Annotated in this window: 22 protein-coding genes; 10 read left to right on the forward strand and 12 right to left on the reverse strand. The window is 64.5% G+C overall.

Translation table 11 applies throughout. The features are described 5' to 3' along the window. Nucleotides 1-537, forward strand: a 537-nt coding sequence (locus tag RFA01S_RS26410) for an MBL fold metallo-hydrolase (RefSeq protein ID WP_072692259.1), incomplete at its 5' end; no start/stop codon positions are given. A 137-nt stretch (nt 538-674) separates the two neighbouring features. After that, nucleotides 675-1,220 carry a ribonuclease H family protein gene (locus RFA01S_RS26415; protein WP_032408322.1) on the forward strand — a complete coding sequence of 182 codons (546 nt, stop codon included), beginning with the start codon at nt 675-677 and terminating at the stop codon, nt 1,218-1,220. Between the two features lie 26 nt (nt 1,221-1,246). Here RFA01S_RS26415 and RFA01S_RS26420 read toward each other — a convergent pair whose 3' ends face one another. The 4 genes from RFA01S_RS26420 to RFA01S_RS26435 form a co-directional block, all read right to left on the reverse strand. Then, entirely contained in the window at nt 1,247-2,131 is an 885-nt protein-coding gene (locus RFA01S_RS26420; protein ID WP_139278558.1) for a pirin family protein, read from the reverse strand. Then, nucleotides 2,131-2,586: a MarR family winged helix-turn-helix transcriptional regulator gene (locus RFA01S_RS26425; protein ID WP_032369579.1), complete on the reverse strand. Its 456-nt coding sequence runs from the start codon at nt 2,584-2,586 to the stop codon at nt 2,131-2,133. The genes RFA01S_RS26420 and RFA01S_RS26425 overlap by 1 nt, the downstream gene beginning before the upstream one ends. Then, complete coding sequence (locus RFA01S_RS26430) at nt 2,576-3,685, reverse strand: LLM class flavin-dependent oxidoreductase (protein ID WP_032408321.1); 1,110 nt, start codon at nt 3,683-3,685, stop codon at nt 2,576-2,578. Before RFA01S_RS26430 ends, RFA01S_RS26425 begins: the two co-directional genes overlap by 11 nt. A gap of 87 nt (nt 3,686-3,772) precedes the next feature. After that, nucleotides 3,773-4,147, reverse strand: a complete 375-nt coding sequence (locus RFA01S_RS26435) for a hypothetical protein (RefSeq protein WP_139278559.1) — start codon at nt 4,145-4,147, stop codon at nt 3,773-3,775. Nucleotides 4,148-4,483: 336 nt separating this feature from the next. On the opposite strand from RFA01S_RS26435, the gene RFA01S_RS26440 reads away from it, so the two are divergent. Beyond that, nucleotides 4,484-4,864, forward strand: coding sequence for a hypothetical protein (locus tag RFA01S_RS26440; RefSeq protein ID WP_032369575.1), 381 nt, complete (start codon nt 4,484-4,486; stop codon nt 4,862-4,864). On the opposite strand, the gene zapE is transcribed toward RFA01S_RS26440, so the two are convergent. After that, nucleotides 4,817-5,734, reverse strand: coding sequence for a cell division protein ZapE (gene zapE, locus RFA01S_RS26445; protein ID WP_052060896.1), 918 nt, complete (start codon nt 5,732-5,734; stop codon nt 4,817-4,819). The two genes, RFA01S_RS26440 and zapE, sit on opposite strands and share 48 nt — an antisense overlap. 60 nt (nt 5,735-5,794) lie before the next feature. On the opposite strand from zapE, the gene RFA01S_RS26450 reads away from it, so the two are divergent. Continuing rightward, entirely contained in the window at nt 5,795-6,328 is a 534-nt protein-coding gene (locus RFA01S_RS26450; protein WP_027495222.1) for a TetR/AcrR family transcriptional regulator, read from the forward strand. On the opposite strand, the gene RFA01S_RS26455 is transcribed toward RFA01S_RS26450, so the two are convergent. Next, nucleotides 6,316-7,203, reverse strand: coding sequence for an oxidoreductase (locus tag RFA01S_RS26455; protein ID WP_032408319.1), 888 nt, complete (start codon nt 7,201-7,203; stop codon nt 6,316-6,318). The genes RFA01S_RS26450 and RFA01S_RS26455 overlap by 13 nt on opposite strands. Nucleotides 7,204-7,238: 35 nt before the next feature. Between RFA01S_RS26455 and RFA01S_RS27595 the strand changes: the two genes are divergently transcribed. After that, complete coding sequence (locus RFA01S_RS27595; RefSeq protein WP_032389343.1) at nt 7,239-7,436, forward strand: helix-hairpin-helix domain-containing protein; 198 nt, start codon at nt 7,239-7,241, stop codon at nt 7,434-7,436. A 4-nt stretch (nt 7,437-7,440) separates the two neighbouring features. On the opposite strand, the gene RFA01S_RS26465 is transcribed toward RFA01S_RS27595, so the two are convergent. Both RFA01S_RS26465 and RFA01S_RS26470 read right to left on the reverse strand, forming a co-directional pair. After that, nucleotides 7,441-8,247, reverse strand: coding sequence for a pentapeptide repeat-containing protein (locus RFA01S_RS26465; protein WP_032389342.1), 807 nt, complete (start codon nt 8,245-8,247; stop codon nt 7,441-7,443). Nucleotides 8,248-8,293: 46 nt separating this feature from the next. Further along, on the reverse strand, nt 8,294-8,677 hold the full coding sequence (locus RFA01S_RS26470; protein WP_032389341.1) for an MmcQ/YjbR family DNA-binding protein: 384 nt from the start codon (nt 8,675-8,677) through the stop codon (nt 8,294-8,296). 81 nt (nt 8,678-8,758) lie between these two features. On the opposite strand from RFA01S_RS26470, the gene RFA01S_RS26475 reads away from it, so the two are divergent. From RFA01S_RS26475 to RFA01S_RS26490, 4 genes are all read left to right on the forward strand, one after another. Beyond that, complete coding sequence (locus RFA01S_RS26475) at nt 8,759-9,520, forward strand: putative protein N(5)-glutamine methyltransferase (RefSeq protein WP_032389340.1); 762 nt, start codon at nt 8,759-8,761, stop codon at nt 9,518-9,520. Nucleotides 9,521-9,623: 103 nt separating this feature from the next. Then, the gene (locus tag RFA01S_RS26480; RefSeq protein WP_032389339.1) at nt 9,624-10,325 is read left to right on the forward strand and encodes a type 1 glutamine amidotransferase domain-containing protein; all 702 of its coding nucleotides are present in this window, start codon (nt 9,624-9,626) and stop codon (nt 10,323-10,325) included. Between the two features lie 168 nt (nt 10,326-10,493). Continuing rightward, nucleotides 10,494-12,749 carry an endopeptidase La gene (lon, locus tag RFA01S_RS26485; RefSeq protein ID WP_230597430.1) on the forward strand — a complete coding sequence of 752 codons (2,256 nt, stop codon included), beginning with the start codon at nt 10,494-10,496 and terminating at the stop codon, nt 12,747-12,749. 63 nt (nt 12,750-12,812) lie between these two features. Beyond that, on the forward strand, nt 12,813-14,687 hold the full coding sequence (locus RFA01S_RS26490; RefSeq protein WP_032408318.1) for an ABC transporter ATP-binding protein: 1,875 nt from the start codon (nt 12,813-12,815) through the stop codon (nt 14,685-14,687). Nucleotides 14,688-14,790: 103 nt separating this feature from the next. On the opposite strand, the gene RFA01S_RS26495 is transcribed toward RFA01S_RS26490, so the two are convergent. The 3 genes from RFA01S_RS26495 to RFA01S_RS26505 form a co-directional block, all read right to left on the reverse strand. Then, nucleotides 14,791-15,786, reverse strand: coding sequence for an iron-siderophore ABC transporter substrate-binding protein (locus RFA01S_RS26495; RefSeq protein ID WP_032408317.1), 996 nt, complete (start codon nt 15,784-15,786; stop codon nt 14,791-14,793). Nucleotides 15,787-15,869: 83 nt separating this feature from the next. After that, nucleotides 15,870-17,084, reverse strand: a complete 1,215-nt coding sequence (locus tag RFA01S_RS26500) for a lipase family protein (protein WP_027495232.1) — start codon at nt 17,082-17,084, stop codon at nt 15,870-15,872. 231 nt (nt 17,085-17,315) lie between these two features. Further along, the gene (locus tag RFA01S_RS26505) at nt 17,316-19,622 is read right to left on the reverse strand and encodes an ATP-dependent DNA ligase (RefSeq protein WP_032408316.1); all 2,307 of its coding nucleotides are present in this window, start codon (nt 19,620-19,622) and stop codon (nt 17,316-17,318) included. A gap of 59 nt (nt 19,623-19,681) precedes the next feature. Here RFA01S_RS26505 and RFA01S_RS26510 point away from each other — a divergent pair, with 59 nt between their 5' ends. Beyond that, on the forward strand, nt 19,682-20,110 hold the full coding sequence (locus RFA01S_RS26510; RefSeq protein WP_032372543.1) for a type II toxin-antitoxin system Rv0910 family toxin: 429 nt from the start codon (nt 19,682-19,684) through the stop codon (nt 20,108-20,110). Nucleotides 20,111-20,201: 91 nt separating this feature from the next. Here RFA01S_RS26510 and RFA01S_RS26515 read toward each other — a convergent pair. Further along, a partial coding sequence (locus tag RFA01S_RS26515; RefSeq protein ID WP_139278561.1) for an HNH endonuclease signature motif containing protein occupies nt 20,202-20,416 on the reverse strand: 215 nt, incomplete at its 5' end.

A 20,416-nucleotide genomic window follows, 5' to 3' on the forward strand; every position in this document is an offset into this window, starting at 1 on the left:
GGGGACGACGACGAGGTGGTGATCGTCGATGCTGCGCATACGGCCGGTCCGATCGTCGATGCGGTCGCGGGCCGGCAGGTGCGGGCGATCGTGTGTACGCATGGTCACAACGATCATGTGACGGTTGCGCCGCGGTTGTCGGGGGAGTTGGATGCGCCGATTCTGTTGCATCCGGCCGATGATGTGTTGTGGGAGCAGACGCATCCGGGCATCGGGCATTCGGTGCTCGAGGACGGTCAGCGGATCACCGTCGCGGGGACGGAGATCGTGGCGTTGCATACTCCCGGTCATTCGCCGGGGTCGAGTTGTCTGTATCTGCCCGAGGCCGGTCAGTTGTTCTCGGGGGACACGTTGTTCTCCGGTGGGCCAGGGGCGACGGGGCGGTCGTATTCGGATTTCCCGACGATCATCGGCTCGATTCGGGATCGGTTGTTCGCGTTGCCCGTCGAGACCCGGGTCAACACCGGGCACGGAGACGGAACGAGTATCGGGGACGAGTCCCCGCACCTGGAAGAATGGATCGCCCGCGGGAATTGAGGTTCGATGTTTCGCTGCACAGTGTCACCGATGCCCAGCAGCACAGTGTCACCGATGCCCAGCTTGGGAGAAGTCTCTCCCGGCTGCCGGGGCGAGTCAGCCGGGGTTTGTCGGTGGCCCGAAGTAGGGTCCTGTCCGTGATCATCGTGAGTACGGACGGCTCTTGTCTGCGTAACCCCGGCGGAGCAATCGGGTGGGCGTGGGTCAATCACACGGGTCCGAGCAACTCCGGCGGCGAGCCCTCGGGCACCAACCAGGTAGCCGAGCTCCGCGCCCTGCTCGAGGCAGTGTTGGCCCACCCCGGCCCGGAGCCGTTGCTGATCGAATCGGACTCTCAGTACGCCATCAAGTGCGCGTCGGAGTGGCTGGCGGGCTGGAAGCGCAAGGGGTGGAAGACCGCGGGCGGCACTCCCGTGCGCAACCTAGATCTGGTGCAGAGCATCGAGCGAGCCATCGCCGAACGCGAAGGGCCGGTGCGATTCCGGTGGGTTCGCGGCCACGTCGGCAATCACTTCAACGAAGCAGCCGACGCGCTGGCGGGCGAAGCCGCCCGTGCCATCGCGGCAGCCGGAGCGAACGCGGTGCCTGCACCGACCGAGGCCCGCAGCGGACCCGTTGCACAGAAGGCATCCGTTCCCGCTGCGCCGCGCCCGTCCGAACCGGAGATCGCCACCCTGTTCTGACGGCCGAGCCGCGCGCACGTTCCGGATCAGCCGCGGGGTCTCATCCGCGCGTTGGGTAGTTCCGGTGCGTGCAACCTGGGCCCGGGGTAGCCCTCCACGGTGCCGAACTGACCGTTCTCGGCCTCGTACGCGGCCCGATACTCCACCACGTCCTCGTGGCTGCGGCCGACGAAGTTCCACCACATGACTATCTGTTCACCGAACGGCGGACCGCCCAACAGGAGGAATCGAACCGGTTCGCGGGCGGGATTGTGGAGCTGCATCGACCGGTGCCCGGGTTCGAGGTAGCCGAGTTCGGCTGCGGCCAGATCGGTCTCGTTCAGCGTCACCGCTCCGTGGTCGACGACAACTCCGTGTTCGTAGGACTCGTCGATCTCGACGCTGACCCGCGCCCCGGCGTCGAGCACGATCTCCGCTCCGAGCAGTGGCGTGTACGTCGACACCGGCGAGGTCTCGCCCAGAAGCGATCCGAGAAACACCCGAGCGGTCAGGCCGGGCCGGGAGATCGAATCGGGAACGTAGTGCTCGAAAGTCGGTGCCACGAAACGGGATACGGCGGGCAGTGCCACCCACAGCTGCATCCCGTGCAGGATGTCGGTGTCGGGTGTCGACACCTCGGAGTGGCTGATGCCCTGCCCGGCCGTCATCAGGTTGAGCTCCCCGGGCCGCACCATCGCATGAGATCCGACGCTGTCGCGATGCTCGATCTCACCGGAGAACAGCCAGCTGACGGTCTGTAGGCCGGTGTGCGGGTGCGGTGCGACGTCCATGCGCGAGTGCTCGGGCCCGTAGTGGTCTGCGAAACACCATGCGCCGATGAGGGATCGGTCCTTGTGCGGCAGGGTGCGGCGCACCTTCATGGCACGAGGGCCGCCGAGTGGAACCTCGCGTGGGGTGAGGACCTGGATCATCAGTGCTCCCGGATGTCGGTCTGGGCGAGTCTGAGCTTGGTGCACAGACTGTCGAGTGTCCTGAGTTCGTCGGTGTCCAATGCATCGCCGACGTAGCGCCTGATGCGGGCGGCGTGTTTGCGTCCGATCGAGGCCTGCAGGTCTGATCCCGCGTCCGTCAGGCAGATCACGGTCCCGCGTTTGTCCGACGGATCATGCTCTCGGACAACGTAACCCATCGCCTCGAGTCGGTCGCACATCCGGCTCAGCGACGGTTGGCTGAGCAGGATCTCGTCGTTGAGTCGACGCAGTCGGAGTCTGCGGTCCGGGCTGGTGCTCAGGGTGAACAGCACGTCGTATTCGCGCATGCCGATCGGATCCCAGATGTCGTCGGCGGCGAACCGGCGCATCAGGGAAACCTGGGAGCGAAACAGCGACTCCCAGGCGTTCACCGCCACCTCCGTGTCAGACGGCAACTGCTGGTTCCTTCGCAGCGGCCGCGGCCTTCTCTGCCAGCATCGAGGCGTGGGTCGGAGGATTCTCCGGAACGCCGGCCGGGCGTCGGGCAGCGAATTCCTTGCGCAATACCGGTACGACGTCCTCGCCGAGAATGTCGAGTTGCTCGAGCACTGTCTTCAGCGGCAGGCCGGCGTGGTCCATCAGGAACAGCTGACGCTGGTAATCGCCGAAGTAGTCTGCGAATGCGAGCGTCTTCTCGATGACCTGCTGCGGAGATCCGACGGTCAGCGGAGTCTGCTCGGTGAACTCCTCCATCGTGGGGCCGTGGCCGTAGACGGGTGCGTTGTCGAAGTACGGCCGGAATTCGTTCACCGCGTCCTGGCTGTTCTTGCGCATGAACACCTGACCGCCGAGACCGACGATGGCCTGGTCGGCGCGCCCGTGGCCGTAGTGCTCGTAGCGCTCCCGGTAGAGATCGATGAGCTGGATGTAGTGCTCTTTCGGCCAGAAGATGTTGTTCGCGAAGAAGCCGTCACCGTGGTAGGCGGCGATTTCTGCGATCTCCGGGCTGCGGATCGACCCGTGCCAGACGAACGGCGCGATGTCGTCGAGCGGACGAGGAGTGGACGTGAACCGGTCGAGTGGCGTCCGGAAGTTTCCCTTCCACGTGACGACGTCCTCGGTCCACAGGCGTCGCAGCAGCTGGTAGTTCTCCAGAGCCAATGGGATGCCCTGACGGATGTCCTGTCCGAACCACGGGTAGACCGGGCCGGTGTTGCCGCGACCCATGATGAGGTCGACGCGTCCCTCGGACAGATGCTGGAGCATCGCGTAGTCCTCGGCGATCTTGACCGGGTCGTTCGTCGTGATCAGCGTCGTCGACGTCGACAGGATCAACTTCTCGGTGGTGGCCGCGATGTAGCCGAGCATGGTCGTCGGTGACGAGGGTACGAACGGCGGATTGTGATGCTCGCCGGTCGCGAAAACATCCAGACCAACGTCCTCGGCATGCTTGGCGATGGTGACAATCGATCGAATGCGCTCGTGCTCGGAGGGCGTCGTCCCGGTGGTGGGGTCGGTGGTGACATCTCCGACGGTGAAGATTCCGAACTGCATGCGTGCTCCTACCCGAACGACAAGTTCATGCGTTTGCATTGACTATGCCGTACAACCGGGGTGCGGTCCGGGTTATTTCCGCGGCGGTCACTGCACGAGCGACGCGGTTCCGGTGAGCAACCGCACGTCGTACGACTCGGTAGGGCCGTGCTGCTCGGTGGTTCCGCCGTGCACGGTGTACAGCACTGCGTAGGAGGTGAACGTGACGTCCTGGCCGTCGTCCGTATCGATATTGACGCGGGGCAGAACGACGAGCAGGTGGGTCCGATTACCGTCCGAGAGGGTCTCGACGACGGTCCGCACCTCGAATCCCAGATCGGATCGGGTGACGTCGGTGGATTCCAGCGTTTCTCCACTGAGGACGAGCTGCGCCGCCCACACTCCGGCGGAGCGATGGGCGTCGACGGTTCCGGTGAGGTCGTCACCGCTGAAGTTGTAGTGGTTCGCTGCTGTGAAAGGCATGGTCACAGGCTATGCCTCGGTCGGTGAAAAAACTTCGAAAGAATTTCCCATCCGCTACCCATCCACCCGGCGACGGGCCCCGAATGGTCAATGAGACACCCGCTACTGCTGTCGCCCCCGACCGCCGTCAGTAGTGGGTGTCTCCCTTTGTGTTGCGTGGGTTTGTCGCATGGGTTTCAACGACACCGGTGACAGAGTCCCCTACCCCCTTGCTCCCCAGGAGCACGAAGCTGTGATGACCAAACTGCGTGCTGCGCGACCGTAGGCCCGTATTCGAGTTCGTTGGATGCACCGACGTGCCGCAGTTCGAATCGAGCGCGCGTCTAGGATTCGGAGATGCCGGCATCCAAGACCGAACTGTCCGCCGAACTTCGAGCGCTGCTGGGGCGAGACCGTCGTGATCTTGCTGCGGCACTGCTCACCTCCGCCTTCACGCCGGTCCTGGACGACATGTATCCGTGGGTGACCGGATCTCGGCTGGGTGAGGCACTCGCCCGAGACGCCGGAATCCGAGTCAGTAACTGGTCGTGGAGCATCGGCCGCAATCCCGACGCCACTCTCGCGCGGCTGATTCTCGAGCTCGTTCTGCTGTGGGAAGGAGCCGGCCTGGCGTGCCGTGGGCTCGCGCTCGACGGTAACGAGGTCGTTCTCCTCGCTCGCGGTGAAGAGCTACTGCGAGCCGGGGATCCTGACTCTGTCCGCCGCGCACTCGCGTGACCGAGAGCCCAGTTCGCTCAGTCGACTGATCAATCTGTCGGTGTCGAGTCCGGTGCATCCGACGGCGAATTCGGTCAGCGGCACCGCGCTGTGGAATTCGGTACGCACATCGCGGTCGTACAGGACATCTACGAGATTCGCGAAGCGCTGAGCCGCGAAGTCGTCCACGCTCGCGAGAGCCGGAATGTCGGTGATCGTCAGCTGCGGTGCTTTCTGGACCATCTCGAGGTAATCGCCCGTCGAGCGGGCAGCACAACACAGCTCGGCAAACGTCCGACCACCCGAGACGGGCTCCAAGGTCCATGTCCCCGAGGCGAAGCGCGACCCACTGGCGCCGGCGGCGCGGTAGTCGACGGGGCCGTCGACGCAGACCACCTCGAGGCACTTCTTCAGCTTCTCGATGGTCGGGACGAACGCCGGGTGGAACAGCGGATTCGGCAGCAATTCGTCGGGCGCGTAGTTCGAGGTGACGACCAGGACGACGCCACGCGCAAAGAGTGCGTCGAGCATCCGCGTGATGAGGCGGGCATCTCCGATGTCGTGGACGTGAAATTCGTCGAAGCACAGCAGTGCCGCCGGAGCAGATCCTGTCGACAGGACATCGTCGATGGCTGCGTCGATGGAAAACCCGTGGCGAAAGTACGCCGCGTGGAGATCGCGGAAGAAGCTGTGGAAGTGCACGCGCTTCTTCGCAGAGGTGTCGGCCGCGGCGAAGTAGCTGTCCAGCAGCCAGGTCTTGCCACGCCCAACCGGACCCCATAGGTAGACACCTCTGTCGCCGGGTGTCGACAGCATGTCTGCCGCTGCGGCCTGGGCGTCGTCGAGCGTGAAGGCAGCGTCGAAGACGTGTCGCGATGCGGTCGGCCTCATGCCACGAACCGTACGCCCCGTGACTCTACATTTGTAGAGTCCGTGTGTAGGGTCACCGCTGTGGACCGCCGCACCGCCATCGCCGACGCCGCACTGGGTGTCATCGCCCGAGACGGCTTGCGCGTGTTGACGCACCGGTCGATCGATTCGGCGCTGGACTTTCCGGCAGGCTCCACGTCGTACTACTTCCGCACCAAGGCCGATCTGCTCGCCGCCGTGGCTACCCGCCTGATCGAGCTCTCGCGGGCATCCTTTCTGGGGATCGTCGGAACCGAAACCGATGTTGCGACGGTGATCGCACGCTATCTCGACCATGCGATCACCCATCGCATGGTCGAGCTACGGGCCCGCTACGCGCTGATGCTCGATCCTGCGGTCCCGGCCGACATCAGGGCCGACTTGGCCCGTTCGTTCTTCTCACTCGAACGGGCCAGAGAACTGTTCGACGAGCCAGCCCACGGAGACGGCTTGGTCTCGCTGTGCGAAGGGCTGATGGCCGACGCGATTTTCGGCCGTGGAACCGCGAAAGGGGCTGCGGGACTACGGCTTCCGATATCGGTCTATCTCGCCGGGATTCCGTCTCAGAACGGGTAGCCGACTCCGGTGAGTTTCTCGCTGGCGTCCCACAGCTGGGCTGCGAGTGCGGGATCCTGAGCCATCTTGGTCATACTCGCCGGGCCCGGCTTACCGCGGGACTCGAACAGCGATGTGGGACCGCTGTAGGTGCCGCCGCCTGCGACGTCGACTGCATAGAGTGTGGGAAGCGCTCCGGCGCGGGCAGACTGAGAGATGAACTTCAGTCCGATGGGTGCCAGGGTCGCCAGGATCTTGTTGCTGCCCAGGCCATCCGGGCTCGAGTAGAGCTCGGTCGACGAGATGCCGGGGTGTGCCGCATTGCTGGTGACCTTGGATCCGGCCTTGTCGATCCGACGCTGCAATTCCAGCGCGAACAGGATGTTGGCGAGCTTGGAGTTCGCGTATCCGCGTTGCGCGTTGTAGCCACGCTCGAGCTGGAGGTCGTCGAAGTCGAGCTTGGGGCGCTGACGGTGCGCGACCGAGGCGACGGTCGTGATCTTCGCGTCGGCGGCGAGCTTGGGGAACAGCAACCCGGTCAGCGCGAAGTGGCCGAGATGGTTGGTGCCGATCTGGAGCTCGAACCCATCCTTCGTTTCGGTTCGCTTCGCCGGCATCATGACGCCCGCATTGTTGATCAGAATGTCGATCGATTCGGGAGCCGACTCGGCGTACTTGCGGACCGAACCGAGGTCGGCCAGGTCGAGGGTGGCCGTGTCGATAGTTCCGTTCGGGGCCTCCGCGCGGATCTTCGCCGCTGCGGCGTCGGCCTTGTCCTGGTTGCGGCAGGCAAGCGTCACGTGATCGCCGCGCTTGGCCAGCTCCAAAGCTGTGTAGTAGCCGATACCGGTATTCGCTCCGGTGATGACAACGCGTTTCTGCTTGGTTTCGGGCACGGCAACAGGCTACCGGTCTGTTTTAGAATGCGCCGGTGAGTACAACAGAACCCGTTTTTCCGACGGGGATCGGAAACCCCGCGATGCGGGCATTGCGAGCTGCGGGATTTACCTGTCTCGACGACCTGGCCGGGGTGCCCGCTGCTGAGCTCGCGTCACTGCACGGAGTCGGACCGAAGGCAGTGAGGATCGTTCAGGAAGCGCTCGAGCGCACCGGCAGGTCACTGAGCTGAACGGTCACGTCCAATGTCCGGGACGGGTCAACGCCTCGGGTAGCTGTGTCGATCTGTCACCGAGCGCCGCATTGATCTGGAATTGAGTCGCGAAGATCGTCTCGCGCAGATTCGCACCGCGGAGATCGGCACCGCGAAGATCGGCCCCGATCAGGTCGGCCCAGCGCAGGTCGGCACCGCGCAGATTCGCCCCGATGAGGTACGTACCCCGCAAGCTCGCACCGCGGAGATCCGCACCGGCCAGCTTGGCTCCGATCATGTCGCGACCGCGATAGTTCTTCTTCTTGCCCGACACCTCTGCGCGCACCAGATCGCTGGCATCGAGCAGCACCTCGTTGACCCGCGAGCGCACTGCGAAGACGTCGACCGACAACAGGACCTCGGGAGTCTCCGACGTGAGAGCGTCCAGCTCCTCGTACTCGTGGGCAAGCCGACCGTGCAGGGATGCGGTCGATGTCCGGCCACGTGCATCTGCCAGGTACCAGAGCAACTCGTGCAGATCCCGCATGATCGGGAACACCGCGAACATCTCCGCCGAGTTCGACGGCGTTTCTCGCCAGTCCCGTCCCGCGAACGTCGATTGCGACACTTTCTGCCCCGCACCGAAACAGTCGTACACCGTGCATCCGGGAAAGCCCTTCTCCCGAAGCGACGAGTGGATGCCGCAGCGCGAGTCCTGCTGAAGGTTGCGGCACGGTTCCCCGGCGGCTTTGTCGACGGCGAAATCCGACGACTTGGCGAAGGGCAGAGCAACGCAACAGAGTCCGAAGCAGCTGCCGCAATCGGCGAGCAGATTTTCGGGTGGGCTCATGTGCTCACTCTGTCCTTCGGGCGGCCGCAGCGTCAAACGAGAATCGTCACTCCGGACGTCGGAGGAGTGCGACGAGCTTCTTCGGGGCCCGGGTGCAGTAGCTCTCCGTGATCAACTCGCCGAGTTCCGTTCGATCCACCGACTCGTCGAGCAGCATGCCGATGATCTCGGGTCCCCAGCCGGGAGCGAAGAAGCCATCCCGCTTCGACAATGCGTCGAGTTCTATTCCGGAGGAACGGAATACGAGGACATGCGCCGGTCCGTCGGTCCCCGCCGCTGTTGCGAATGCCGGAGGAGTGCCGTCGACAATGTCGAGGACGTGGGCGAAGGTGCGCCCGCGTACCCGCCATCGAGTACCGACCCACGCCTGCTCCTCGTAGGTCTCGGGCAACGCCAGACACATCTGTCGGACCTCGGGTTCCCAGTTCATTCGACTCCCTGTGACACATGCCGGGCTACAGTATTTCAGCGCGGGGCAGTTGGGCGCAGGCACTTGGAGGAGGCTCCATCCATGGTGAGACCCGAGTACGACGAGGTCGTGTCCGGTCTGCGCGGGGCCGGCTGCGTGTTCGCCGAAGAAGAAGCCGGCATTCTGATCGAATCTGCGTCGGACAGCGACGATCTCGCCGCCCTGCTCGCTCGCCGTGTCGCAGGGGAACCGCTCGAACACATCGTCGGCTGGGTGTGGTTCTGTGGCCGACGCGTCGCCGTCGAACCGGGGGTATTCGTACCCCGTCGGAGAACTGAATTCCTGGTGAATTGCGCTGCAGCACTCCAGCCGTCGCGATTATTGGACATGTGCTGCGGATCAGGTGCGGTAGGACTGTCGGTCGGTGGCGTCACCGAATTACATGCCGCCGATCTCGACGCGGCGGCCGTGGAATGCGCCACGCGCAACCTGGCTGCCGTCGGGGGCACGGTGCACCGCGGCGATCTGTACGACGCCTTGCCGCCGGAGTTGCTCGGATCCTTCGATGCGATAGTGGTCAACGCGCCGTACGTCCCGACGGCCCACATCGAACTGATGCCGCGAGAAGCGCGATTGCACGAGCCGCGGATCGCGCTCGACGGCGGCGAAGACGGTGCCCGATTCCACCGTCTCGTGGCCGAGGGGGCACCTGCATGGTTGTCCCCCGGCGGTCACTTGCTGATCGAAAGCAGTGCTGCACTGGCTGATTCGACTCTGCGGGCAGTGCGCGACTGCGGATTCCACGCGCGGGTGAGCGCATCGGACGAATTCGACGCGGTGGTCGTGATCGCTTCGCGTACGTGACGAGACGAGTGCCATACACGGCCGGTTTCGGCGGTGCGTTTCGACTGCGGCGTTTCGTGGCATTCCCGAACGGATCCCGATAGAGAAAAGAGGCTGTTCGACCATGACTACTTTGCTGTTCGCGGTAACCGCTGCCGACCATTGGACCCTGAACGACGGAAGCAAGCACCCCACCGGGTACTGGGCCGAGGAGCTCGTCGAGTCCCATCGCACATTCGTAGAGGCCGGGTGGGACATCACGGTGGCGACGCCGGGTGGCAAGGCTCCGGTCGTCGACGAGGGCAGTCTGGCCGTCGACGCGAACGGCGGCGACGAGCAGAAGGTGGCGGACCAGAAGAGCTACCTGGCCTCGATCGAGTCGATCCTGTCCTCGCCCGCGAAGCTGGAAGACCAGAAGGCCTCCGACTTCGACGTCGTGTTCGTCCCCGGCGGCCACGGGCCCATGGAGGATCTCGCCGTCTCGACGAGCTTCGGTGCCCTCGTGGTCGACTTCCTCGATGCGAACAAGGTGGTCTCGGCGGTGTGCCACGCACCGGCGGCCCTGCTGCCTGCCGTCCGTACCGACGGCTCCTGGGCTTTCGACGGGTACGAGCTCACCGGCTTCACCGACGAGGAAGAGACCCAGGCCGGGCTCGCCGACAAGGCCCCATGGCTCCTCGAGACCCGGCTGCGTGAGAACGGTGCCAAGTTCGAGAACGCCGACGCCTGGTCGCCGAATGTGGTCGTCGACCGCAACCTCTACACGGGCCAGAACCCCGCATCGACGCGTCCCCTCGCGGAGAAGCTGGTCAGCGCCCTGAAGTAAAGCGTCGTGGACGGTCGGTGTTCTGCCCACGGAGAACACCGACCGGTCAGGGAACATCACTACTCCTTTCGAAGTTGAGCCCCTATAGCTCAATCCTTTGGAGGAGAAGTGACCGAAACCGTTCGTGTCCCCGTACTGTTCCTGACCGACCCGATCGTCCTGCCCGGAATGGTGGTGCCCGTCGAACTCGACGAGGCCGCACGCGCCGCCGTCGACGCAGCGAAGGCAAGCAATGACGGCACGCTGCTCGTCGCTCCCCGACTCGAAGATCGGTACGCCGCTTACGGCGTTCTCGCCACCATCGTGCAGATGGGACGGTTGGCTGACGGTCGCCCGGCCGCCGTCATCAAGGCAACTCGTCGTGCTCACATCGGCCACGGGGTCAGTGGCCCCGGGGCGGCCCTGTGGGTCGAGGCCGAACCCGTCGCCGATACAACCCCGAACGACGACCTCAAAGCGCTTGCAGCCGAATACAAGCAACTCGTCGTCGCGATGCTGCAGCGCCGCGACGCGTGGCAGGTGATCGATTCGGTCAACAAGCTCACCGACCCCGGCGCGATCGCTGATACCGCGGGTTACGCGTCGTACTTGACCGACGTGCAGAAGCGGGATCTGCTCGAAACACCTGACGTGGCAACGCGTCTGACATCGCTGATCGAGTGGACCAAGGCTCACTTGGCCGAGGTCGAGGTGAACGACAAGATTTCCGGCGACGTCCGAGAGGGCATGGAGAAGACGCAGAAGGAGTTCCTCCTGCGCCAGCAGCTCGCTGCTATCCGAAAAGAACTGGGCGAGGACGAACCCGACGGTGCGGATGATTACCGCGGCCGTGTCGAGGCTGCGGACCTGCCCGAGAAGGTGCGCGAACAGGCGCTCCGTGAAGTGGGCAAGTTGGAGCGGGCAAGTGATCAGAGCCCCGAGTCGGGGTGGATCCGCACCTGGCTCGACACCGTGCTGGACCTGCCGTGGAACAACACCACGACCGACAACACCGACATCGATTCGGCGCGAGCCGTTCTCGATGCCGACCACCACGGCCTCGACGACGTGAAGGACCGCATCGTCGAATATCTGGCCGTTCGTGCACGGCGCTCCGAGCGGGGTATGCAGTCCGTCGGCGGACGCGGCTCCGGTGCCGTCATGGTGCTCGCCGGACCTCCCGGTGTCGGTAAGACCTCGTTGGGCGAATCGGTGGCGCGCGCTCTCGGTCGTACCTTCGTCCGTGTTGCCCTCGGTGGGGTCCGCGACGAGGCTGAGATCCGCGGACACCGTCGCACCTACGTCGGCGCATTGCCGGGCCGCATCGTGCGGGCGATCGGCGAGGCGGGATCGATGAATCCTGTTGTGCTGCTGGACGAGATCGACAAGGTCGGTTCGGACTACCGTGGTGATCCCAGCGCCGCACTGCTCGAGGTACTGGACCCGGCGCAGAACCACACGTTCCGCGACCATTATCTCGATCTGGATCTCGACCTGTCCGACGTCGTGTTCCTTGCCACCGCCAACGTGATCGATCAGATTCCCGGACCACTGCTCGATCGTATGGAGCTGGTGACCATCGATGGATACACCGAGGACGACAAGGTCGTCATCGCTCGGAACTACCTGCTTCCGCGTCAGATGGAGAGGGCGGCAGTCACATCCGACGAGGTGACCGTCACCGACGCCGCACTGCGCAAGATCGCTGCCGACTACACCCGTGAGCCCGGGGTGCGGCAACTCGAACGCTTGCTGGCCAAGGCTCTACGTAAGGTGGCGACGAAACTCGCGGGCACCACGGACGTGCTCGAGATCGACGAGCCGGATCTGGTGACCTACCTCGGTCGTCCGCGCTTCACCCCCGAGGCGCACGAGCGAACCGAAGTGCCCGGTGTCGCAACGGGTCTGGCAGTGACCGGGCTCGGCGGCGACGTACTGTTCATCGAGGCGGCCTCCACCGAGGGCGACGCGGGCCTCACGCTCACCGGCCAGCTCGGCGACGTGATGAAGGAGTCGGCGCAAATCGCGCTGTCCTACGTGCGAGCGCACGCAGCTCGATTCGGCGTCACTGCCGAATCGCTGGATCGCAGTATCCATGTGCACGTTCCGGCCGGGGCAGTGCCCAAGGACGGTCCTTCGGCGGGCGTGACGATGGTGACGGCCCTGGTGTCGATGGCCACCGGGCGTCCGGTGCGGTCGGATGTGGGAATGACCGGAGAGGTGACGCTCAACGGACGTGTGCTGCCGATCGGTGGAGTGAAGCAGAAGCTGCTGGCGGCTCAGCGCGCCGGGCTGAAGACGGTGTTCATTCCGGCACGCAACGAACCCGATCTGGACGACGTCCCTGCGGAGGTCCTGGAGGCGTTGGACGTTCGGCCGATGACCGACGTGGCCGACATCCTGGCGCTCGCGCTGGAACCGGCGGAGGCGGCCGCGGCAGCGTGAGGTAGCCGGTCTTTCACCGGCTCTGCTTGACCTCGAGTTCGGTCGAGGTTCTACGTTGGTGTCATGAGCATGGAGATGACCGCGTGGAACCAGATGTATCGCACGATGAACAGCTCCGGCGCGCAGTCTTCGTTCTCCAAGGAGACTGCGCGCCGGATCCTGTCGTTCGCAGCACCGCATCGACGCGCCCTCGGCGGCTTCCTGGTGCTCAGCGTCGCGCTGGCGGTGCTTGCGGTGGCAACTCCGGTATTGGCCGGGCGGGTGGTCAACGCGATCGTCGACGGGCGAGAGCTACGTGTGGTGGTGCTGTTGGCTCTGGCCATCGCGGTGATCGCCATCGTGGACGCAGGCTTCGGTCTGATCAACCGGTGGCTTTCGTCCAACATCGGTGAGAGTCTGATTCTGGATCTGCGCACCGCGGTGTTCGACCATGTGCAGCGGATGCCGATCGCCTTCTTCACCCGCACCCGAACCGGCGCTCTGGTCAGTCGCCTCAACAACGATGTCATCGGTGCCCAACGCGCATTCAGCACCACGTTGTCCGGAGTCGTCAGCAACGTGGTGACGCTGGCTCTGACGCTCGTGGTGATGATCGGAATCTCCTGGCAGATCACTCTGCTCGCGCTGATCCTGTTGCCGGTGTTCGTGCTGCCGGCACGCCGCATGGGTCGACGCCTCGCACGTCTGCAACGCGAAGCGGCAGCTCATAATTCGGCGATGAGCACCCAGATGACCGAGCGCTTCTCGGCCCCGGGAGCGACACTGGTCAAGCTTTTCGGTCATCCCGACCAGGAATCCGTCGAGTTCGCGGTTCGAGCCGCCCGAGTCCGCGACATCGGGGTTCGGAGCGCGATGGTGCAGACCGTGTTCGTCACGGCGCTCACCCTGGTGTCGGCTCTTGCCCTCGCCGTGGTCTACGGACTCGGCGGCTTCTACGCACTCAGTGGTCGACTGGACCCGGGTTCGGTTGTCGCACTGTCCCTTCTGCTGACCAGGCTCTACGCGCCGCTGACCGCACTGGCGAGTGCCCGTGTCGAGGTCATGAGCGCGCTGGTCAGTTTCGAGCGAGTGTTCGAGGTGCTCGATCTCGTTCCTCTGATCGCCGACAAGCCGGACGCGACGGTGCTGCCCCCGGGGCCGGTGGCCGTCGAACTCGACGACGTCAGGTTCGCGTACCCGTCGGCCGACAAGGTGTCGCTCGCGTCCCTGGAGGAGGTCGCAACTCTGGATTCCCGTGGCGGCGAGGAGGTTCTGCACGGTGTGTCGTTCCGGGCCGAACCCGGTCAGATGGTCGCCCTGGTGGGTACCTCGGGTGCGGGCAAGTCCACGATCGCGCAACTGGTCGCTCGGTTGTACGACGTCGACAGCGGCGCAGTGCGGCTCGGCGACGTCGACGTGCGGGACCTGACCGCCGAATCCGTCCGCAACACAGTGGGAATGGTGACTCAGGACGGTCATCTGTTCCACGAGAGCATTCGCTCGAATCTGCTGCTGCCACGGCCCGACGCCACCGAGGACGAACTGTGGGACGCACTGTCGCGGGCCAGGCTCGCCGATCTCGTGCGTTCCTTGCCCGACGGGCTCGAGACAATCGTCGGCGAGCGCGGCTACCGCCTGTCCGGCGGGGAGCGTCAACGCCTGACGATCGCCCGGCTGCTGATCGCTCAGCCGCGGGTGGTGATTCTCGACGAGGCCACGGCCTCACTGGATTCGACGTCCGAGGCCGCCGTGCAGGCAGCGCTGGCCGAGGCGCTCGAGGGCAAGACGTCGGTGGTGATCGCGCACCGGCTCTCGACCATCCGAGCAGCGGACGCCATCTTGGTGATCGAGAACGGACAGGTCATCGAGCGCGGAACACACGACGAGCTCCTCGCAGCGGGCGGCCGCTACGAGGAGCTGCATCGAACACAGTTCGCGCACACTGTGCCAGCGGAGTGACCTAGGAAGGCCGGGAGCGCAGCCTGCGGAGTGGCCTAGGAAGGCCGGGAGCGCAGCCTGCGGAGTGGCCTAGGAAGGCCGGGAGCGCAGCCTGCGGAGTGACCTATGAAATCGGATCTGGGACCACGGTGGCCGGGTCGTTGTCGGTTGCGGCGGCCAGCATCGGGGTGAATCCGTCGATTGCGTAGTCGAGGGACAGTGGGCTCGAGTAGCCGAGAGCCGACGGTAGGTCGGTGCTGAACGAGCCGATGTAGACGGTGCGGTCCTGCTTCACGACGTCGAGTGCGGCGATCAGCGGGTTTGCCTGCAGTTGTTCGCGGCTCTGTCCGGCGATGACGAGGACGTCGGTGTCGAGTCGGCTGAGGTTTTCGGGGCTGACCGTTTCGCTGGCGTCGGGGATCTCGAAGCCGAGGTCGGTGAAGAACAGTGCTCGGATGTCGTCCTTACCGAGAACGAAGTAGCTGCCGTCGTCCATGACGAACGCGAGTGTCAGTGCCTTGCCGGCGAACTGAGGGTTGTCGGTCTGGGTGGTCTCGAACTTCTGCTCGAGCTCGGCAGTTCGCTCGTCGGATTCCTGCTTCTTGCCCAGTGCCTCGCCGACCACGGCGAATTCCTGCTGCCACGTGGCCGCGGGGACGTCGTCGTATCCACCGATGTCTGCGATCGTCGGGGCCATCGCCGAAAGTTGGTCGTATTGGCCTTGATCGATGAACGAGTACGGTCCGAGGATCAGGTCGGGTGACTGCGCAGCAATCTGCTCGAGGTTCAGGTCGGTGCTGCCGACCTCGGGGATCTCGGTGCCGCCCAATGCTTCCTGGGCCCACGGGCGCTGGCGGTAGTCGTAACTGAGGTTTCCCCGGGTGGCGACGGGCTTGACTCCAAGCGCCAGCGCGAAGTCCTGCTCGTTGAATCCGATGGTCACGACGCGGGAGGGTGCGGCGTCGATGACCGTCTCACCGAAGTGGTGCTCGATGGTGACGGGAAAGTTGGCACCGTTCTCGGAGTTACCTGAGGCAGTGGGTTCGTCGCTCGACGAACAGCCGACCGCCAGTGCCATGACTGCGGCACCGGCGGCGACTACGTGGACGGTCTTCTTCATGGGGACTCCTCGCGCGTGTGTTTGCGAGGTTAGCCTAACCGACCCGTGTGCTCATCCAGCACGCACCGGGTCGGACAATACGGTCAGCAGTTGGAAACGGCGGGCACTCCGGCGAACCGCTGATCGATCCATTCCAGAGCTTGCGGCAGGCCGAGTACGGCAGCGGTCAGGTGATCGTTGCTGGGTACCTGGACCTCGGTGACGTTGACCCCGGCCCGGCAGTAGCGGGCGATCGTGTTGTCGATCGAGCTGACCGGGATGAGCGCATCGGTGGGACTGTGCCACTCGAAGTACGGAGCTTTCGGCACACCGGGGTACATCTCGACGCTGTTCTCGTTGACGGCCGCGATCATCTCCGGGCTGTTCATCAGGTCCAACGTGCCCGCGACCTCCATCGCGCTCTTACCGGCTCCGGCGGCGATGATGTCGTTGGTGCACCCGTTCTGGATCTCGCTTTCGATCTGCTTGCCCAACGGGTTCAACTGGGAGCTGATCGGAATGCGAGTGGGATACTCGCGCTCGAGGCCGAGCGCAGCGGCGAAGGCGAGACCGAACACCGGGTGGGGTGCGAAACCGAGATCGCGAGCCATGCGCTCGAGGTTCATCGGAGCACCGCCCGCGGCGCTGCCGACGATGTTCAGCTCGGGCGCGTAGTCGTTCTGCAACGCTGCTGCCCACGCCGTCGCCATGCCGCCACCGGAGTATCCGGCCAAGGCAACCGGGCTCTGCCGCAGCTGCAGCGGATCGAAACGCTGGGTGGCGCGGATGCTGTCGAGCACGATCTGTCCGCCGAGCTTGGCTGCACCGTAGGCACTGTTGGGGCCGAGGTGATCGGCGATGACAACCGTCCAGCCACGCTGCAGAACGGCGTTCAGCGCGGGTGCCTCGCGGATCGCCAGATTGGGATCGTTGGACCAGAGCGCTTGTGACGGTGCACATTCGAGACCGAGTGCGTTGATGATGTGTTGGTAAGACAGCACCGGCCCGTTGGGGGCTTTGTTGCGGGGGACCAGCACGGTGTTGATCGCCGCGATGGGATTACCCGCCGAATTCGTGGAGCGGAACTTCAGCTGCCACACGTCGACGTCGAAGAAGCCGGGAGGTGGCGGCATCGGCCGGCTGGAGATCACGTCCCCCGGTGCCATAGCGGCGAGGTCGGCGGGCGGAGCATAGAAACCGTCCGATATCGGCGTCGGAAACAAGGGTGCCGCAGCGGCCTGACCTGGGCCGACAAGCGTCGAACAGAGAACGGCAACCGCCGTTATGCTGACAGCGCCTGCCAATTTGAGAACCCGCATCTGGTAAACCCCTCCATGCCTGAATCGAAACGGCGCGCGTCTCGACGATTCGGCAAGCCCCCGTAGAGCTGGCCCGCAACTCGATATAGCTATTGATCTGTGACTCGTTACGCCCCCCGGGCGACGATGAGCGCAACGGTACGCACCCGGCGATTCTATGGCAACCGAAGAACGGTCTTTCTGCCGGTTTCTGTGACTCGGCCAAATCCGCTGCTGGGCAGTTGGCGTCGGCTACTCGGGAACGACGTCCGCCGGCGTCTTGTCCGGGCGCAGTCCGCGCCAGCTCGGGTGACGCAGATGGCCGGATTCGGTGGCCTCGTAGAACCGCACTTCTCCGACGAGAACAGGCTCCACCCATACGGCACCGCGCCTGTCGGCAGTGGGAAGCGGCGTGGAGAAAGGACTGTCCGACGTTTCCAACGGGGCCAGCGCTGCGGCCAGTGAATAGAGCGCGCGATCGTCGAAACCGGTGCCGACGCGACCGACATAGCGAAGGCCGTCGCCGTCGGGGATTCCCATCAACAGCGAGCCGAATCCGCCGGAGCGACGTCCTTGGCCGCGTCGCCAACCGCCGATCACGACTTCTTGCGTGCGCCAGTTCTTGTACTTGATCCAGGTGTGGGCGCGCTTGCCCGGCTGGTAGATCGAATCGGTGCGCTTGGCGACGACTCCCTCCCACCCCCGTTCCCGGCTCTCGGCGATGGCGTCGGCAGCCGAACCCGTCAGCAACGGCGGCACCAGAACCGAGTCGAGGCCGGTGGTGAGCAATTCCAATAATCGTCTCCGGTCGGAGTACTTCTTGCGCACGAGGGAAGTGCCGTCGAGATGGAGCAGGTCGAAGGCGATGAACCGGATGTCGTCGCGGGCGGCGTTCTGCAGCTTCTCGAAGCTGCTGATGCCGTCGCTGTCGAAGACGACCACTTCACCGTCGATGACGGCGTCGTGATCGGCCAGGTCCTCGGCGAGAGACCCGATGGCTCCGAACTTCTCGGTGTAGTCGTTTCCGCTTCGGGTGCGCAGGGTCATCGAACCGTGAGTCAATTCCGCGACGATGCGGAAGCCGTCCCATTTACCCTCGAACGACCACTCGTCCTCGGGTAGATCGAGTATGTCGCCCGCGGTTGCAAGCATCGGTGAGATGTTCTTCAGCACCGGCTTGTCCGTCGGCGGGCTGTCCTTTTTTATCGGGTGCTCTCCGGGTTGGTCCTTCATCAGGTGCATGAGCCATTGGTTGCCCTTGGTGCGGATGAGGGCGAACCTGCCGCTCGCTTTGGCTCCGTGCAGAACGACAATGACTTCGTCGTCCCTCCACTTCTCGAGCTCGTACGTTCCGCGGTCCCAGATCGAGACGTCACCGCCGCCGTACTCGCCCTTGGGGATTCGTCCGGAGAACGTCGCATATTCCAGCGGGTGGTCCTCGGTGTGGACGGCGAGACGGTTCTGCCCGGTCTCGACCGGGATGTTCTTGGGGACGGCCCACGACACCAGGACACCGTCGTGTTCGAGCCTGAAGTCGTAGTGCAGGCGTCGCGCATGGTGTTCCTGAATCACGAACGTATCGTCGTTACCCTGGGGCTCGGCGGTTTTCGGGATAGGCTCTGGAGTTCGGTCCGCGCTACGCATGCTGCGGTACTTGCCGAGCTTGTCCGTGTCGGAGGTGTCGTGCTCTTCCGCTGCCGGTTTCGGGTCGAGATCGGCCAATAGGTCTCCGGTGTCGTGGAACCGTTCCAGAACTTCCTCGAATCGAAGTTGTTGCAGCCCTGGCGATTCGAGCTCCTCCCAGGTTCGGGGGGCCGCGACGGTCGGTAGGGATCGGCCCCGAAGTGAGTACGGCGCAACGGTTGTCTTCTTTCCGTTGTTCTGACTCCAATCGACGAACACTCGACCCGTGCGCTTCGCTTTCGCCATCGTGGCGGTCACCCGATCCGGTGACCGTTCTTCGAGCAGGGTGGCGACGCGTTTGGCGACGGTGGATGCGCCGGACGTCGACAGCGGTTTGTCCAGCGGTACGTACAGGTGAATTCCCTTGCTGCCGCTGGTGACCGGGTACGCGGTCATGCCGATGTCTGCAATGAGGTCACGGATCTCGCAGGCCACCTCAGCGCATCGGGCGAGGTCGACGTCGTCGCCGGGATCTAGGTCGAAGACCATGCGGGTGGCAGGGCCGGGTTCGGTGCCGTCGAAACGCCATTGCGGCACGTGCGCTTCGATGGCCGCCTGCTGCCCGAGCCACACCAGATCCGCTGCGGTGGAGAACAACGGGTAGGTGACGACTCGGTCGGAGTGCTGCATGGATCGGCGGTCGAGCCAGTCGGGTGCGGATGCGGCGAGATTCTTCTCGAAGAACGAGGATTGTTCGACGCCGTTCGGCCACCGCTTTCGGGTAACGGCGCGTCCTGCGACGTGCGGCAGCATCGCCGGGGCGATGGCAGCGTAGTACTCGATGATGTCGCTTTTGGTGGTGCTGGTTTCTGGGAACAGCACCTTGTCGAGGTTGGTGACGGAGACCTTTCGGCCTTCGATCTCGAGCGTGGCCATCGTCTCAGGTTAGTGCTCGCCGTCTGAACCTGCGAGCAAGTTGTGACAGGCTCGAATGCATGGCAACGATCAGTGTCTCGGTACAGATGCCCGAGAACCCTCAGGGCGCGTGGGACAAGGCTTCCGCCCTCGAGCGGTTCGACGAGTGGATGACCATCCACGGTGGTTGGTGCAGTCCGCCGCCGAACAAGGTCGGCAAGGGCACGAAGGTCGAGTCGCTGGTGAAGGTGAAGGGTTTCAAGAACACGATCAACTGGGAGTTCACCGAGTACGAGGAGCCGAAGCTGATCGAGATGTCGGGCCGCGGCAAAGGTGGAGTGAGGATCTCGCTGACCGTCCACGTGCGTGAGGCCGAGGGCGGTTCGGAGCTGACACTCGACGCGAAATTCGGTGGGGGCGTGCTGTTCGGTCCGGTGGGTTCGGTGGTCGCCCGTGCACTCGATACCGATGTGAAGCAGTCGGTGGCGAACCTTGCTGCATTGAAGTGACGGCATCTCGGGATTCCTGAAGTAGCTGTCGAACAATCTCTTCCAGCCCCGCACCGTGTTCTCGGTGCGGGGCTGGTGTGCGTTCAGGTGGTTATGCGATGTGGGGGCCTGCTCGGGCGTGGGATGGTCTGGGTTGTCGGTAGGGGTCGACGGTTGCCGGGGGTACGAACCAGGGGTGCTGATCGGTGCCGATGAAGACTTCCCAGTCGCTGTGGTGGATGAGTCGGTGGTGGAATCCGCACAGGAGGACGAGGTTGTTCATGTCGGTGGGTCCGCCGTCGGTCCAGTGCCAGATGTGGTGACCTT

Origin of the sequence: Rhodococcoides fascians NBRC 12155 = LMG 3623, from assembly GCF_001894785.1 — a bacterium.
Lineage (GTDB): Bacteria > Actinomycetota > Actinomycetes > Mycobacteriales > Mycobacteriaceae > Rhodococcoides > Rhodococcoides fascians.

Coding starts and splice junctions, on each gene's coding strand:
- RFA01S_RS26420 (WP_139278558.1), bottom strand. CDS start 2,131: ATGATCCAGGTCCTCACCCCACGCGAGGTTCCACTCGGCGGCCCTCGT.
- RFA01S_RS26430 (WP_032408321.1), bottom strand. CDS start 3,685: ATGCAGTTCGGAATCTTCACCGTCGGAGATGTCACCACCGACCCCACC.
- RFA01S_RS26435 (WP_139278559.1), bottom strand. CDS start 4,147: ATGCCTTTCACAGCAGCGAACCACTACAACTTCAGCGGTGACGACCTC.
- RFA01S_RS26440 (WP_032369575.1), top strand. CDS start 4,484: ATGCCGGCATCCAAGACCGAACTGTCCGCCGAACTTCGAGCGCTGCTG.
- zapE (WP_052060896.1), bottom strand. CDS start 5,734: ATGAGGCCGACCGCATCGCGACACGTCTTCGACGCTGCCTTCACGCTC.
- RFA01S_RS26465 (WP_032389342.1), bottom strand. CDS start 8,247: ATGAGCCCACCCGAAAATCTGCTCGCCGATTGCGGCAGCTGCTTCGGA.
- RFA01S_RS26470 (WP_032389341.1), bottom strand. CDS start 8,677: ATGAACTGGGAACCCGAGGTCCGACAGATGTGTCTGGCGTTGCCCGAG.
- RFA01S_RS26475 (WP_032389340.1), top strand. CDS start 8,759: ATGGTGAGACCCGAGTACGACGAGGTCGTGTCCGGTCTGCGCGGGGCC.
- RFA01S_RS26480 (WP_032389339.1), top strand. CDS start 9,624: ATGACTACTTTGCTGTTCGCGGTAACCGCTGCCGACCATTGGACCCTG.
- lon (WP_230597430.1), top strand. CDS start 10,494: ATGGTGGTGCCCGTCGAACTCGACGAGGCCGCACGCGCCGCCGTCGAC.
- RFA01S_RS26490 (WP_032408318.1), top strand. CDS start 12,813: ATGAGCATGGAGATGACCGCGTGGAACCAGATGTATCGCACGATGAAC.
- RFA01S_RS26495 (WP_032408317.1), bottom strand. CDS start 15,786: ATGAAGAAGACCGTCCACGTAGTCGCCGCCGGTGCCGCAGTCATGGCA.
- RFA01S_RS26500 (WP_027495232.1), bottom strand. CDS start 17,084: ATGCGGGTTCTCAAATTGGCAGGCGCTGTCAGCATAACGGCGGTTGCC.
- RFA01S_RS26505 (WP_032408316.1), bottom strand. CDS start 19,622: ATGGCCACGCTCGAGATCGAAGGCCGAAAGGTCTCCGTCACCAACCTC.
- RFA01S_RS26510 (WP_032372543.1), top strand. CDS start 19,682: ATGGCAACGATCAGTGTCTCGGTACAGATGCCCGAGAACCCTCAGGGC.